Consider the following 14,056-nt stretch of genomic DNA (forward strand, 5'->3'; position numbering starts at 1 on the left):
TACCCATAGAAGAAGCCAGCAGCTTTTTCACTACTGGCTTTCTGTATTACTCATTTTGTTTACTACACTGCATTTCGGATAAAGTTCTCACCCTTAAACACAACCTCTATATCTTTGTCGTTGTAAATGAGCACCTTATCAATTATGTTGGAAAGTACATCTCCGTCATACTGTTCCAGCATACTATACTGGGTTAGCTGTTCTATCTTCTCCTCTGTGTCAGGCTCCTGATTTGCAGCTTTCTCCTGCAAATCTGATATCTGATTCTCCAGATCAGCTAACAGCTCTTGGTTTGTTTTTCTTAGCTGCACATATTCTTCTTTTGTGTACTTTCCCTCTCTGTATGACTGATAACAAGAAACTGTGCTGTTTGATATTCTGTCATACTCCGCTTTAAGCTCACTAATCAAATACTCATCGCTTGTCACCTTCCTTTTATCCTTTGATGCCCTTTTAAGTTCTTCTTCCTGTATAAGTGTTCTACAGATTTCCTTTGTGATTTCCAGCACCTTGTCCTGTGCTTCTGACTTCAGCATAAAAATCTGCTGACATTCGCCAGTCCTTACCATCCTGCGTTTTGGACAGAGGAGCTTCGGTGTACATACTGCACTGGAATTCATCAGCTTTCTTCCACAATAGGGACAGATAAAAAGATTTTTCTTACGTTTCTTTGTACTCTTTTCAATCCCTCTGGCTTCAACCCGTAGCATTTTATTGACTTCATCAAACATTTCATCGCTTACTATTCTTGGTATTGCACCTTCTACAACAGACCAGTCCTCTTTATTTCGTTTGCGAACCTTCTTATTATCTCCAAAACCAACAGTTTCACATTTATTCTGGATCATTATTCCTTTGTACTGCTCATTCTGGACAATCGCTATAACTTCTGAATTATCCCACATATAATCCCCTTTATTATGAACCGGAACATAATTGATTCCATTCTTCCACTGGTTTTGAACTCTTGTCGGGATTTTTCTCTCATTTAATATGCGGGCAACCTCACTTGCATTATATCCTGCAATGATCAGTGAAAATATCTCCACAACAACCTTTGCAGCTTCTTCATCTATTATCAGCTTATGCTTATCGTCCGGATCTTTCTTGTATCCATAGCAGACAAATGATGCCGTGTATTCGCCACTCAGATTTCTTGTCCTTCTGGCACTCTTTACCTTTCTTGATAAATCCATACTGTAAAGCTGGTAAATCAGATTCTTATAAGCTACATCCATTCCTCCGGTAACACCAAAGTTTCTGTCACTGTCATAATTATCGTTGACAGAAATAAACCTCATTCCCATTGCAGGGAATACAAACTCCAGATAGTTGCCTACTTCAAGGTAATCCCTTCCAAATCGTGAAAAGTCTTTTACTATGATACATTCAAATCTTCCAAGCTCTGCGTCCTGTATGAGCCTTTGGAATTCTGCTCTGTTATTGAACATTGTTCCCGAATATCCGTCATCAAAGTATTCCAGTACCTCAAAACCTGCAAATTCCTCTGTTTTCTTGATATACGCATACAAGAGTTTTCTCTGTCCTGTAATACTGTTACTTTCGTCTTTTGTTCCTGCTTTTACCTCCTCATCCGCATCAGAGAGACGGATATAAAAGGCTAATTTTCTTTTCTCAGCCATTATCCTGCCTCTCTTTCCATATTCAGTTCTGCGAATTTTTTCAGTTCATCTTCATAGTTCAGAACGATCTCAAGATTCTTGTTTTCGTATATGCGTACCTGTGCAACAAACAAATCGACCATTTCCTGCGTCAACTTGCGTTTTCCTTTAAAACGGAGCATTTCAGCTTTTAACTGGGCAACGGTCTTTTCAGCACTTTCATACTGACTTGCCGCCTGCCTGTATTCATCAGCCTGTATCTTCAATTTCTCAATACGCTGCGAATACTCCCTGTTCAGTTGCAGGTATTCCTTTTCATCAAGCAGTTCTTCTGTGTAATCTGCATACAAGCCGCTCTTTAATTCCATAAGCCTGTCCATTTCCTTGACACACTTATTCACGGCTTCCGTATATACCTGTTCCTGTCTGATTACCCTGCTGTCATTGTGGTGTTCCTTTAATATCATTTCCCTGTCAACAAAGACCTGTATCTGCTCTTTTATAACGGCAAGCACCGCTGCATATACATCGTCTACCTTTACAGGCAGGCAGTTACAACTATCCTTTCCATATCTTTTTCTATGCGTACACAGATAAACCTTTGCGTGTTTCTCTGGGTGAATATGGATACTGCTTCCACAACAGCCGCAAATGATTTTGCCTTTCAGCATATTCACTGTCTGCTTTTTTGTTGGCTTTATTACCTTTCTTTTATTCTTCTGTACCGCATAGAACTGTTCCTTTGCAATAAGTGCAATATGATGATTTTCAAAAACATACCACTCATCTTTATTGGTAGTATGCCTCTTTTCGTGTCTGTACAGGCATACCCTGTCTTTACCAGTCACATATCTTCCAATATAGACTTCATTCTTTAAAATCTGTGACAATGTATCAACAGTCCACTTAACTCCACTCAGCTTTTCAAGTTTCTCTATATTATGCCTTACTCTGTACTGGGCAGGTGTAAGGATATGCTTCGCATTCAGTTCTGCCGCTATCACAGAATGCAGTGTACCTTTTTCTGCCTCATTAAAAATCCACCTTACAACATCTGCGGCTTCCTTATCCTCAACCATTACCTTGACTTTATTTTCATTAAAGACTACCTTATAGCCATAAGCCACATTTCCAGTCGGAATACCTTTTTCCATCGCTTCCTGCTTACTGGCAGATATTTTCTTTGAAATATCCTTAGCATACAGATCATTGGCTATATTCGTGACCGCAACCATAAGGTCTGCGTCTTTCTTTGAGGAATCATAATTATCCGTAATCGCTACAAAGCGGATATTCATCATCGGGAATACACGCTCTACCAGATTGCCCGTTTCAATGTAATCTCTACCCAAGCGGGACAAATCCTTTACGACAATGCAGTTGATCCTTCCTGCCCTCATATCCGACATCATACGCTCAAATTCCGGTCTGTCGAATGTTGTACCGGAAATTTCATCGTCCATATAGATGTCATAAACTTCCATGTCCATCTGCTGATCCACAAAGTTCTTAATGAGATTTCTCTGATTGATCAGGGTTTTTCTGTCTCTCGTTTCATCTTTTTCCGCAGATAACCTCACATATATGGCAGTCTTATACACTTTGGATAAAGCCTTCAGCGTATCCGTGGACTGTTTCGGCTGTGTTCTTGACTTCCTTGCCATTTAAACCACCAGCCTTTCCGCATCATGCTGTCTTTCCAGCTCCCCGGCTCTTGCAACGATTTTTCTGTATTCATCGTCACAGTCCAGTACGATTTCTATATCACCGCCCTCATATACCTTTACAGACTGTATAAGGCTCACTACCACATTACGGGTAAGAGAAGGCATTGTTTTCCATTTCCTGTGTTCTTCCAGCCACTCGGTATCTCTTTCAATCCCGGCAGCAATGTTTTCCGCTTCCTTCTGCAACCTGTCGATTGCCTTTTCCGCCTCTGCTCTTTTTACCTCAAAACTCTCCTTGATAATCGCAAAATCTGATTTATCAACAATTCCATCTCGGTAATCCTCATAAAGCGAAACAAGCATCTGGTTGTATTTGGTTATCTCTTTCTCTTTTGCACTGATCCTCTCTTTTGTCTTTTTCTGGTCTATTCTGAAATTGGCACTATTGCCAGCTTCCTTTATTACCTCATCTGCATCCAGAAGTATTGCTGTCATATCCCTCAAGGTATCAAATACACGGCTTTCCAAGTCTGCCTCTTTTATCCTATGGGAGCTGCACTTCTTATTCTTCTTGTTATTGGAACACATATAGTAAACATACTTTTTTCCATTTACCGTAGACACCTTTCGTGTCATAAGTGCCCCACAGTCGGCACATACTGCTATTCCGGATAAAAGATAGATAGAATCTTTTCCCGGTGCCATTCTCATATCCACTGACAACAGACGCTGTACAATCTGGAAAGTCCTTAAAGATACCAGTGCCTCGTGATTGTTGTGGCATACTGCCCATTTCTCCTGTGGCTTTAATATCTTTGTTTTAACCTTATGGTTTGGTGTTGTAAATTTTCCCTGTACAAGTGTTCCTGTATAAATAATATTCGTTGCGATACGCCTTACCGCAACAGGAGTCCACAGCAGCTCGTCTTTCTTCTGAAATGCTGTCTTATAATTTTCGCCATTGCTGAGTTTGTATGCCATAGGTGACAGGATACCAAGAACATTCAGCTTATCGCTTATGGCATCAAGGCTCATTCCGTTCTTTATCCAGCGGAAAATGTCCTGTACCACATGACCTGCATATTCGTCCGGGACAATCACATTATGGTCAATCTCAGATTTCTTGTAGCCATAGACACAGTAATTTCCTACAAATTCTCCGTTCTGTCTCTTTGTTTCAAGGTGGCTTCGGATTTTTATGGAAATATCCCTGCAATAAGCGTCATTGATAAGATTCTTAAACGGAATGATTATCTCGTTTCCCTGTGCCTGTGTATCTGCACTGTCATAGGCATCATTGATCGCTATAAATCGTATCCCCATTGCAGGAAACATCCGCTCAATGTATCGCCCTGCGTCGATATACTCTCTTGCAAACCTCGAAAGATCTTTTACAACGATACAGTCTATAATACCGTCTTTCACATCCTGCAACATAAGTTTAAATGCCGGACGGTCAAAAGTTGCCCCTGAATAGCCGTCATCCTCACGGATTGATACTATTTCAATATCTTCTTTGTCTTTTAAATAATTAAGTATCAGGGATTTCTGATTTGAGATACTGTTACTTTCAGCTTTTCTCACATCATCAAGATCGCCATCTTCCTTAGATAATCTAACATAGATGGCTGCTCTGTAAATTCTTTTAGAATTGTTCATGTCCACCACTCCTTCGATTTTCTAAGTTAGAAGTCCCAAATCAAGAGGAATGGAAACATAAATATGAAATTGATACCCTTTCGGGTTAGATGTCCTTATTTGTCTGTAATGATATCACAAATCCATCTGAATTTCCACCCCTAATTTTGGCTGACTGCTCTATACATTGGCAAGCATAGCAATATAATTGTCTTTCAGGCTTTCCCCATTATCGGAAAATGAAATCTTAATCTTGCTCTTTCCTGACCTGCGGAAATACGGATTACCTGTCTTTGCAATCATTCCCGCAACCTTCTTTTCCACAGGCATTCCGTCAGCGTACTTTATGCTGTTTACTTCCACCAATGTATCAATATCCACATCTTCTAATCTCTGTGCCGATATTTTGTCCAACTGTTCAACTGTCATCCTATCCCTCCAATCAAATTAAGCCGCCAGATATGCTGACGGCTATGTAACACCGGAGCTTTCGCCCCGGCTGGAATTTATGCAATTGGATTATTATGTTTTGTACTCATACCCAACTGGATCTGCATACCTTTTGTTATCTGTCTTAACTGGTTTTTGCTTACTTTCCCGATTTTTTCTATCAGGTCCGTATCTTTCACATCACATAACTGCTCACACTGAGCGATACTGTTCGTTCTTAATCCAACAGCCTTAAACGAACTGATAAAAATATGTGTTGGCAGATATGTCTTTTTATGAATCTTACTTGTAAGCGGTACTGCATGGAATACCGTGCTGTGTCTGTTTGCACTGTCATTGCTCACAATCACTACTGGTCTGATACCGTGCAGCTTGTGGTCATTCTCATCTTCCGGTACTCCAAAATCAACCATCCAGATATCGCCCCGTCTTATTTCACTCATAATATTCACTTCCTTGTCTGTCAACTGGTATTTCCTGCCCACGGATATATTCGACAGCTTCCTGTTCCGTAGGACAGGCAACAACTCTGTCTCCTTTCCCATCAAACACCACGGTTTCTGATGAAAATGTCACTATGCTTAATTCCTTTTTATCCGGCATTGTCCTCCTCAAATGAGATGAGAGCAGGTTCATAGCCCCTGCTCTCGTCGTTAATGCTGATCCCGTGCTCTGCTGCAAGTTCCATGATACCTTTCACCACATCTTTATCCGATGAGACATCATAGATACTGCTTACCAGAATACTGATAATGGAATCTCTTTCGATATAAAATTTAAGTCTTTCCACAGACTTCGTATCTTTAAAGATTGTTTCTACAATCTCAAAATCCGCTTTCTTAGCATATGCTTCTATCCTGTCTGCGGCTCTGTCGGCATTCCTGCCTACACAGATAACACAACACTTACTCATAAAACCTCCTATCTGTCGGCTCTGAGACGTCTGAAAAATACTGCCATAAAATCAGCAAGTGAAACAATACCGTTATCTTCCTTTTTCCCTGCCTGCTCCATCTTCTGATAATATCCAGCCATATCATCGTTTGCTGTCTCAACCGTAATGCCGTGCTCTCCGAGCATAATGATGTTATCCATAATTGTTTCTTCACAATCACCGACCATATCACTCATAAGAGTAACAACCACATCAACATCTTCCACCTCTGCCATACCGACAAAGGCAAACTTCATAGGAAATGTCATTCCCTCCGGTCTTGAGTTCTCTGAAATGACTGCAACCACCTCATATCCATTCACAGTGCAATACTCCTCAAGAACCTGCATTACCATCTGATCCGCTGCCTCATTTCCTGTTGCTCCAAAATATATAACTGCTTTATTCATTTTAAAATCTCCATTCCTGTTTTTATTTTGATTTGATATCCTGTGCACACTTTATCTCCTCACATAAACTGACCTGCCAATGCTCTCTGCACTTATAAGCCCCGTTGTTGTCTGCTGGTTACTGCAAATCAGTTTGTGTGGGAAGATAAAATACTATCTTCCCGGTTTCTTAACCATCCCCGTATCGGGTAACATATCCTTTGCCAGCCACAAACACTTCGTAGTTTCCTGCCCATCTGGACTTACGAAAGTAGCCACTCTCTGAAAATGCGTTTTGCTGAAATTCAGGTGCACTTATTATCTCATTACCTCCGGCTGCTAACCCGGTAGGCACAACCCTCTGCTCTTATCCTTAAAGGCTCCTGCTGTTACGTTTCTCATAATCGGCTACAGCTCTGAGGATAGTCATCGCACGAAATGGGATTCTGCCACCCTGTCATAGACAAGGCGATATAAGCTCGTGGGATATGCGTGTCCTATTCTGTTTTCAATATTCAACGGTTCTTTTCTCAGAACCTGAACAAAGTATAACTGACACCACGCATCTTCTACAGTAACCGACACTCTTTTGAACTAAGAGTAACACTCCCACCTGTTCCAAATCCTTATAAAAAAAGCCGGACTGCATTATCAAAAATGCAATCCGACTTTTTTATTCTGTCAGAAGTTTCATATTGTCAACGGCATTTAATACCATATTCCGGATAAACTGTACTTCCTTCTCCTTCAGACCAACCAGCAGATCATCGACTTCTGCCTTTCTTTCACACCCACACACAAGATAATCCAACGTTATATGAAACAATTCAGCAATACTAATCAGCGTATCTATTTTTGCTCCATTTACACCAGCTTCAATTTTCCGCAGAGCATCCACTGACAATCCAATCTGCTCGGCAAGCTGCTGTCTTGTCATTCTTCTTGCCGCACGCAACTCTTTTATTCTTTCTCCACTATTAACAATATCGTAGTACACCTTCCACTCTTTTCCGGCACCTTATATATTTGCTTAAGCTGTATTCATTGTACCGTAAGCGAATCTTTTGTAAGAGTGACTAAACCAGCTATTTCAGGTGGAATATTGTACACCTTAATACCAAGAATATAAATATTTGCGGATTAAAAAAGAGATATTTCCAAACTCTCATTACATTTTGGAAATATCTCTTTACTTAATATCCTCATCCGGCACAAACTCCATGATGTCCTCTATCTTACAATCAAGTATGGAACATAATCTGTTAAGGATTACCGTTTTTACGACCATATTCTTTCGCAATCGCTGTAACTGTGCTTTATCTATTCCATAATCTTTAATTAGTGCATACTGGCTAATATTTTTCTTCTTGAGTGTGATCCATAACCTGTCATATACTATCATTACAAAGACCTCCTCCTTGTATTCTACGCAAGAGTGTCCTATAATGATATGGTGCGTGTATGCACCATACTGTATGTATATGATAGAATAGAAAATAGCCATAATCTGCATAGAAAACAGCTCTCAAGGTTATTATGTAATATAGAACGGATTATCTGTTTTACTTTTATGGTATTCAACCGGGACAATTCAAGCACCTGACAATTTGACCGCAAATACCCTTCTCAGAAAGGATTCACAACAACACTATGAATGATAAAAACACATACTCTGTTGATAAATATTTGGAAATCATTGCCGAAAAAGAAGGAATCACAAAAGAAGAAGTCCAACAGGAAATTGGGCGGGCAGTTTCCATTGCTTTAAAAAGCCCTGATCCAAAAATGCAACGCTTCTGGACAGACTTTCCATGTGAAAATGATACTCCCACCATTGAAGAAATCATATACCATCTCGCTGAAAAATTTGCAAAAGAGTCATAGACAAAGGACAGGATAACTACCCGTCTATTCACTCAGATAATCTTCCTGTCCTCTTAATATTTGTTCAATCATATGTAATGCAAATTCTATTTCTCTTTCGTCACATCGATTCATCATAAATGCAAAACGCTCAATGTGTTTTTCTGGGTGCTGCTGGCTCATCAAAACCATAGGCGATGACTCCAATGCATGAACAATATTCAAATATGTATCAAGACTCATTGCCCTTCTGCCATTTTCAACACTTTTGATAGTATCCAATGATACATCTGCCCGTTCTGCAAGCTCTGCCTGTGTAATTCCAAGCCTTCTGCGTTCTTTTCTGATATTCTCTGCAATAATTTCGTATATGTGCTCTCTTTTCCCCATAGCCCCATCATCCTTTCTGACTTATCGCATTATATCAGAAATTATTATGGGTTTTAGGAAACTGTAATCCTTTGACATTTTCGTGTAATACTTTGCATATTCCTTCTAAACACCAATCTACTTTTACACTGAAATTTAAAATTTCAGCAAAATGTATATAACAACATGAGAAAAGCCCGTGGCAGATCCACGAGCTTTATCTCCAGTTTGAAGCATGGATATAGATAGTTCCCTGCTTTTATTTAGTGTAACATACACCTTTACTTAGCTACATGTGTAAAATCCCAGTGCGAAAATACGTCTACATAGCAGGTTTTTGTTTCAACCACATATCTCTCCATGCCGCCTAATGCTTCATTATATCTTTCTTTATATTTTGTCTCAACGACCTTATATGTATAATACATAGGACGATATTTGATTAAATAATGAGATCCTTTTGGAACAGTTACGGAGTATCCGCTACCTAAAGAATATGATTTTGATGCACCTAGTGTAACACCCAACTCACTTCCTATAGTTCCACCATTTGTATATCCACCGGAAACTGAAGCTTTAAAGGAAATATTATAAGAAGTATCTTGAGTGTAATTCAATGATAATTTTGCGCTAGATGTAGAACTACCACCACTCGTGCCATTTCTCCATGCACCACTTTTTAAACTACCTTTGGTATATTGATAACCATATACGGTAACAAAATCAGAAATGCGTTCTTCATTTTCCTCATCAGCTTTAATTTCCGTTTCAAAATAATCAGCTCCATCATGAGGCAAATTTTCAGTGTCATAGTTATGAGTCTCCGCAGCAAACGCTGTTGTCGAGCACCCCAAAATCAATATAAAACTTAAAACCATACTAATTATTTTTTTCATTAGAAGTCACCCCCGCTTTGCTTTAAAAAAACTATAAACCAGATAAATAATTGCCAAAATGATACTAAAAACAAAAAAGCCACCAATATAAATAAGAGGACTTTTAAAAAGATAATCCATGTTATTGGTAAGATATCCATTTCCTGAACTAAATCCAGTTATTGAGTCAATATATTGGACAATAATGGAAAGAAACGGAAGCGTACTTAAACCAAATATGCCAAAAATTATCATTATTATAGCTAAAATCTTCAAATGAAAATCTTTCATCAAAATCACCCCCTATTTTAATATCATTTTGTCGTTATATGCAGATCATTCTATAAGCATATTCATAATTATATTTACTTCTCCTTTCCTCAGTATTCAATGTGCCATATAGAGCAATCTGTTGTATATTCTAAGAATAGCAGGAATCAAAGCAAAAGAAAATATCCTATGCAGAAAGTGACCTGTTTTTGCAGAAAATGACCAACAGAACAAAAATTACTCAGAAATCAAGTAAAAAACACAGCATTGATACTATTTCAAAGCTACAGTTCTGCTCTAAAGAATATATTGAGAGTACGCTTTCAACAATATTTCCTAGTCTAAAAACGGTATTAGAAGAATTTTGGTAAAAATTTAGCAGGCAATAATTTGAATATTATTGCCTGCCAAATTAATGATGAAATCATATGATTCTTCTGTCAATCAGAACCAATCTGCTTTCTCCTATCGGAGTCCAAGCATACACACTCTTGCAATATAACGTATCATCAGCTCCGAGCCTGTGCTTTCTGTATATTGTCTGACCAATACTTATTGCTGAAAAAATTCCCATTTCTAGGCAAATTTCTGAACATATCCATAACAATATCATATGATAAGCCTGATGTGTCCACAAACATCTCTTTCGCATCTTTAGATTTAACTGCAATTCCGTTATCACCCACATACGCTACTGTATTGTCATCTAATTTCTGTATTAATCCCGTCATTTCCGCAAATTTCTTTAGCGCAAACTCCCCGGATTCTTCACAAAGTTTTCGGAACTTTTCTGCATCCTCACCTACCATATACGGATATTTTCCATCTCTAATATACCATGAAATTCCCGTTTCTGAATCCGTGTATTTAGGATCAGTTAATGCCCACTCTTCCAAAGGAACACCCTGATACCATACTGTCATTTTTTCACTGGAATCATTGCTTATTTCTGGTTCATCATTTTGAATTTCTTTCTCAGCAATTTCATCCTGCCCCTGTTCATATCCTCTACATGACACGTTACACTTTAGTGCCTCATAAATTTCTTGAACATTTGCATATTTGTTAACTGCTGCAACATCCGGTGTCTCTAACACTTCCTTTTGTTGAAAAGCCTTTGATTGGTTATATTTTGAACCTGATTTTCTTCCTGCGTAAATATTGTTATTTACAGCGGTATTTACCATATTTACCATATTTATAATCCCTCCAGCAGCAATATAATCTAATTTTCTTATTATAGTATGTTGCACTTTATGCCAGATTGCTATAAAATGCAACATACAATGAAAATATTCTGTTGCGCTTGCTTAATATCCCATATTCAAGCAGCTATTATTGTGCATAAGCAGCAGAAGCAATATAGCCTACCTGCGAAGACCCAACAGAATACAACTCATAATGGAAATGGTATCTAACGCCTACCTTAACACCTGTAAATGTCAGTGTCCATGAATCTCCTGAATAGTTAGCAATTTGTACCGGTGCACTTGTTCCGTCATTTCCTACAAGAGTAATTGTTCCCTGAAGATAATCTGTTCCACTTTCATTAGGCATATAAACATTTAAGCACAACTTTGTAACGCTTGAGTTATTAATGGTGTAATAATAATTTCCGTTGAATACACCGCTTCTGGAATTGCTTCTTGTAATGGTTCTATTTGCATCATACTGAATCGTATCTGCAAGAGCAACGGCGTCATCATAAGCAGGTACTACGTCCAAATCGCCACAATCGCTTACTTCTACTGCCTTATTTGCATTAGGGGCAGCCTGTCCCTGAGTGGATACTTCACTTGCAAACGCAGTTGTTCCCATTGCCAAACATAACATCAAACTCAACACCAACGCCTTTAAACTTTTTACTTTCTTCATTTTAAAATCTCCTTTCAAATTAACATCGTATAAATTTTCATTCCAACAGGAATCTATAAACAACTTTATGCTTTTTTCTGTCTTTCCAGATTTAGATAAGTATTCATATTTCGCATATAAAACATCTGCAAATCATACTTTCCTAATTTGTTCATATCCTGAATAACCTTTTCAAAGCTGGATATAAGGTCACATCTTTCATTTAATCCCATGTGACCAGTTTCTTGTGGAAAAGAGCTGAGACTATTACCCCTATCAACATCATAATATGCCTCCAAAGCACTCATTTCGACATAAGAAGCATTTCTCAAATCAATATCGTTAATATTAATCTTTTCTTCAAATTCTTTTCCATTTTCATCAATCCCTTTGGCTATCACTACAGGATTATCATCTGTTGACTCTTCTGCATACTTAATATAAAACGAAAGACCGGTTCCATTTCCGCCTGAAAACAACATATCATCCGTCTTTAAATACACTTTCATTGATGTCTGAGGAAATGCCTCATTTCCGTTAACAGATGTTTTGCTATTGTTTTGTCGCTTTCCAAATAATTCAGATACACTCTGCACTCCCGAACCAATACGCATTTAACCACCTCCATTCGCATTATAATATGTTATTTATATGAATTAACATATATTAGTTTGCACTAAACGTGAATACCGTTGAAAAGGAACGTGTAGTATTAGGGAAGTTTGTTGACCTGAAAGTTGTATTAAATCTATAACTTCCCGCTTGCGTAATCGGACCACAATCATATGTATAATAGAAGCCATCTGCGCCTGTACCAGATATAATAAATGGCTCCTGATGTATCCACGAAATACTTCTTCCATCAAATGTTGTAGTATCGCTGCCATATCCATATACCTTGATCGTAACGCCAAAATTTCCATTTGTAAGCCAGCCATATTTATAAAGTGAAATGCTTGTCACCTGCGGAGCCGGTCCATCTCCAGGCCACCATAGCGGATTAATCCCTTCCTCATTACCACTGCCTTCAACTATTGTTCCTTCCTGATCTCCTGCAATATTCACCGTCATTCCACCATCATTGGTTTCAGAATATTCAGGAATACTACTCTCCTTTTCTGCTGCTGACACCATTGTTCCCATACCCATTAACATAGTCAATGCTAATGCAAATGCAATAACTTTCTTAATTTTTTTTAACATATCAGTACCTCCTTTTTATACTTGTCATCTTGGAATAAACAATTAAGTTCCTATAGCATCTATGGCTACAGATATAATAGTAAAACACGCCAGTTAACTATCTTTCACTTTTCTTCTGGATAATCGGACGTTTCGGCTGATGAAATATTCCCATGCATGCAGGTGGGAATCTATCTATTCCATATACAGCTTCATTTCTCATGACATGTTCTACAACCTTCAACACTTTCTTATTAACCTTCTTCATTCTTTCACCTCCTGTTTAAAAATTTTTGCTATACACAGCAAAGCTGCACATAATATAACAGCTATTGCCATATAACTAACGTAAACCATATCTGCATCTAACAGAACACAGCCAAGTATTATGCACCCCTCAAGTAAAACAATAGTCCTCGCAGATTTTTTCGATTCCATCAATTCATCTGATGTCATGTGCATATTAGGATGATTCGCTGTACCAATCAATCCTATCCCTGTTATAGCAAGTAGTACTATTGCAAATAACCATTGTGGATGTTCTGACAATTTTTCACTTATAATCACGATAACTAAATAAGAAACAATGGATGCTAAATAACATCTATAAAACTTGTCCAGATGATATCCGCCAGTTCTCTTTCTTAATTCTAAAAAAAACACAAGAAAAAATATAGTTGGGAGCAGCTTGTGAAACATCAAACTGATTACGATAATACTGCCAACAGTAATAAATTTCTCTATCCAACAGATAAAAACATAAACATATCTTGCTTCCATCTCTTTGTCAATTAACCTTGCTTCAGTCATCTGACCAATTAAATCATCAGCTATTTTTTCAATCATAGTTATGCCTCCTGCCAAATTAAGTATAACTTTATCTGTTTACAAAACAATATCCATTGCAGAAAGTGACCTTTTTTTGCAGAAAATGACAAAAAAA

The 14,056-nt window shown here is 38.2% G+C and carries 20 protein-coding genes; 1 reads left to right on the plus strand and 19 read right to left on the minus strand.

Annotated elements, in window-relative coordinates; genetic code table 11:
* Positions 1-62: 62 nt before the first annotated feature.
* From OCV48_RS04315 to OCV48_RS04365, 11 genes are all read right to left on the minus strand, one after another.
* Entirely contained in the window at positions 63-1,643 is a 1,581-nt protein-coding gene (locus OCV48_RS04315; RefSeq protein WP_005602794.1) for a recombinase family protein, read from the minus strand.
* Positions 1,643-3,286, minus strand: coding sequence for a recombinase family protein (locus tag OCV48_RS04320; protein ID WP_005602796.1), 1,644 nt, complete (start codon positions 3,284-3,286; stop codon positions 1,643-1,645). The genes OCV48_RS04315 and OCV48_RS04320 overlap by 1 nt, the downstream gene beginning before the upstream one ends.
* Positions 3,287-4,948, minus strand: coding sequence for a recombinase family protein (locus OCV48_RS04325; protein WP_005602798.1), 1,662 nt, complete (start codon positions 4,946-4,948; stop codon positions 3,287-3,289).
* Between the two features lie 159 nt (positions 4,949-5,107).
* Positions 5,108-5,356: a DUF6870 family protein gene (locus OCV48_RS04330; protein ID WP_005602804.1), complete on the minus strand. Its 249-nt coding sequence runs from the start codon at positions 5,354-5,356 to the stop codon at positions 5,108-5,110.
* A 77-nt stretch (positions 5,357-5,433) separates the two neighbouring features.
* Entirely contained in the window at positions 5,434-5,820 is a 387-nt protein-coding gene (locus OCV48_RS04335) for a type II toxin-antitoxin system PemK/MazF family toxin (RefSeq protein WP_005602806.1), read from the minus strand.
* Entirely contained in the window at positions 5,813-5,980 is a 168-nt protein-coding gene (locus tag OCV48_RS04340) for a hypothetical protein (RefSeq protein ID WP_005602807.1), read from the minus strand. Before OCV48_RS04340 ends, OCV48_RS04335 begins: the two co-directional genes overlap by 8 nt.
* Positions 5,970-6,290, minus strand: coding sequence for a hypothetical protein (locus OCV48_RS04345; RefSeq protein WP_005602809.1), 321 nt, complete (start codon positions 6,288-6,290; stop codon positions 5,970-5,972). The genes OCV48_RS04340 and OCV48_RS04345 overlap by 11 nt, the downstream gene beginning before the upstream one ends.
* Positions 6,291-6,298: 8 nt before the next feature.
* The gene (locus OCV48_RS04350) at positions 6,299-6,721 is read right to left on the minus strand and encodes a hypothetical protein (RefSeq protein ID WP_262558969.1); all 423 of its coding nucleotides are present in this window, start codon (positions 6,719-6,721) and stop codon (positions 6,299-6,301) included.
* A 169-nt stretch (positions 6,722-6,890) separates the two neighbouring features.
* Entirely contained in the window at positions 6,891-7,055 is a 165-nt protein-coding gene (locus tag OCV48_RS04355) for a hypothetical protein (RefSeq protein WP_007889569.1), read from the minus strand.
* A 318-nt stretch (positions 7,056-7,373) separates the two neighbouring features.
* The gene (locus OCV48_RS04360; protein ID WP_005602820.1) at positions 7,374-7,697 is read right to left on the minus strand and encodes a helix-turn-helix domain-containing protein; all 324 of its coding nucleotides are present in this window, start codon (positions 7,695-7,697) and stop codon (positions 7,374-7,376) included.
* 192 nt (positions 7,698-7,889) lie between these two features.
* Positions 7,890-8,102, minus strand: a complete 213-nt coding sequence (locus OCV48_RS04365) for a helix-turn-helix domain-containing protein (protein ID WP_014081251.1) — start codon at positions 8,100-8,102, stop codon at positions 7,890-7,892.
* A gap of 248 nt (positions 8,103-8,350) precedes the next feature.
* On the opposite strand from OCV48_RS04365, the gene OCV48_RS04370 reads away from it, so the two are divergent.
* On the plus strand, positions 8,351-8,584 hold the full coding sequence (locus tag OCV48_RS04370; protein ID WP_005602824.1) for a hypothetical protein: 234 nt from the start codon (positions 8,351-8,353) through the stop codon (positions 8,582-8,584).
* A gap of 24 nt (positions 8,585-8,608) precedes the next feature.
* Here OCV48_RS04370 and OCV48_RS04375 read toward each other — a convergent pair whose 3' ends face one another.
* The 8 genes from OCV48_RS04375 to OCV48_RS04410 form a co-directional block, all read right to left on the minus strand.
* A complete protein-coding gene (locus OCV48_RS04375; RefSeq protein ID WP_005602826.1) occupies positions 8,609-8,953 on the minus strand; it encodes a helix-turn-helix domain-containing protein in 345 nt (114 codons plus the stop codon).
* A gap of 260 nt (positions 8,954-9,213) precedes the next feature.
* The gene (locus OCV48_RS04380; RefSeq protein WP_005602828.1) at positions 9,214-9,828 is read right to left on the minus strand and encodes a hypothetical protein; all 615 of its coding nucleotides are present in this window, start codon (positions 9,826-9,828) and stop codon (positions 9,214-9,216) included.
* A 758-nt stretch (positions 9,829-10,586) separates the two neighbouring features.
* Positions 10,587-11,273: an H-NS histone family protein gene (locus OCV48_RS04385; RefSeq protein ID WP_262558987.1), complete on the minus strand. Its 687-nt coding sequence runs from the start codon at positions 11,271-11,273 to the stop codon at positions 10,587-10,589.
* Between the two features lie 139 nt (positions 11,274-11,412).
* Positions 11,413-11,952 carry a hypothetical protein gene (locus tag OCV48_RS04390; RefSeq protein WP_015521442.1) on the minus strand — a complete coding sequence of 180 codons (540 nt, stop codon included), beginning with the start codon at positions 11,950-11,952 and terminating at the stop codon, positions 11,413-11,415.
* Positions 11,953-12,017: 65 nt separating this feature from the next.
* On the minus strand, positions 12,018-12,545 hold the full coding sequence (locus tag OCV48_RS04395; RefSeq protein ID WP_005602838.1) for a hypothetical protein: 528 nt from the start codon (positions 12,543-12,545) through the stop codon (positions 12,018-12,020).
* A 52-nt stretch (positions 12,546-12,597) separates the two neighbouring features.
* A complete protein-coding gene (locus OCV48_RS04400) occupies positions 12,598-13,134 on the minus strand; it encodes a hypothetical protein (protein WP_005602840.1) in 537 nt (178 codons plus the stop codon).
* Positions 13,135-13,231: 97 nt separating this feature from the next.
* Positions 13,232-13,381 (minus strand): AgrD family cyclic lactone autoinducer peptide, encoded by a 150-nt coding sequence (locus OCV48_RS04405; RefSeq protein ID WP_005602841.1) that lies wholly within the window; start codon positions 13,379-13,381, stop codon positions 13,232-13,234.
* Positions 13,378-13,959, minus strand: a complete 582-nt coding sequence (locus OCV48_RS04410) for an accessory gene regulator B family protein (RefSeq protein ID WP_005602844.1) — start codon at positions 13,957-13,959, stop codon at positions 13,378-13,380. Before OCV48_RS04410 ends, OCV48_RS04405 begins: the two co-directional genes overlap by 4 nt.
* Positions 13,960-14,056: the final 97 nt, after the last annotated feature.

Origin of the sequence: Bovifimicola ammoniilytica, from assembly GCF_025567085.1 — a bacterium.
GTDB lineage: Bacteria > Bacillota > Clostridia > Lachnospirales > Lachnospiraceae > Bovifimicola > Bovifimicola ammoniilytica.

Coding starts and splice junctions, on each gene's coding strand:
- OCV48_RS04315 (WP_005602794.1), bottom strand. CDS start 1,643: ATGGCTGAGAAAAGAAAATTAGCCTTTTATATCCGTCTCTCTGATGCG.
- OCV48_RS04320 (WP_005602796.1), bottom strand. CDS start 3,286: ATGGCAAGGAAGTCAAGAACACAGCCGAAACAGTCCACGGATACGCTG.
- OCV48_RS04325 (WP_005602798.1), bottom strand. CDS start 4,948: ATGAACAATTCTAAAAGAATTTACAGAGCAGCCATCTATGTTAGATTA.
- OCV48_RS04330 (WP_005602804.1), bottom strand. CDS start 5,356: ATGACAGTTGAACAGTTGGACAAAATATCGGCACAGAGATTAGAAGAT.
- OCV48_RS04335 (WP_005602806.1), bottom strand. CDS start 5,820: ATGAGTGAAATAAGACGGGGCGATATCTGGATGGTTGATTTTGGAGTA.
- OCV48_RS04340 (WP_005602807.1), bottom strand. CDS start 5,980: ATGCCGGATAAAAAGGAATTAAGCATAGTGACATTTTCATCAGAAACC.
- OCV48_RS04345 (WP_005602809.1), bottom strand. CDS start 6,290: ATGAGTAAGTGTTGTGTTATCTGTGTAGGCAGGAATGCCGACAGAGCC.
- OCV48_RS04350 (WP_262558969.1), bottom strand. CDS start 6,721: ATGAATAAAGCAGTTATATATTTTGGAGCAACAGGAAATGAGGCAGCG.
- OCV48_RS04365 (WP_014081251.1), bottom strand. CDS start 8,102: ATGATAGTATATGACAGGTTATGGATCACACTCAAGAAGAAAAATATT.
- OCV48_RS04370 (WP_005602824.1), top strand. CDS start 8,351: ATGAATGATAAAAACACATACTCTGTTGATAAATATTTGGAAATCATT.
- OCV48_RS04375 (WP_005602826.1), bottom strand. CDS start 8,953: ATGGGGAAAAGAGAGCACATATACGAAATTATTGCAGAGAATATCAGA.
- OCV48_RS04380 (WP_005602828.1), bottom strand. CDS start 9,828: ATGAAAAAAATAATTAGTATGGTTTTAAGTTTTATATTGATTTTGGGG.
- OCV48_RS04385 (WP_262558987.1), bottom strand. CDS start 11,273: ATGGTAAATATGGTAAATACCGCTGTAAATAACAATATTTACGCAGGA.
- OCV48_RS04390 (WP_015521442.1), bottom strand. CDS start 11,952: ATGAAGAAAGTAAAAAGTTTAAAGGCGTTGGTGTTGAGTTTGATGTTA.
- OCV48_RS04395 (WP_005602838.1), bottom strand. CDS start 12,545: ATGCGTATTGGTTCGGGAGTGCAGAGTGTATCTGAATTATTTGGAAAG.
- OCV48_RS04400 (WP_005602840.1), bottom strand. CDS start 13,134: ATGTTAAAAAAAATTAAGAAAGTTATTGCATTTGCATTAGCATTGACT.
- OCV48_RS04405 (WP_005602841.1), bottom strand. CDS start 13,381: ATGAAGAAGGTTAATAAGAAAGTGTTGAAGGTTGTAGAACATGTCATG.
- OCV48_RS04410 (WP_005602844.1), bottom strand. CDS start 13,959: ATGATTGAAAAAATAGCTGATGATTTAATTGGTCAGATGACTGAAGCA.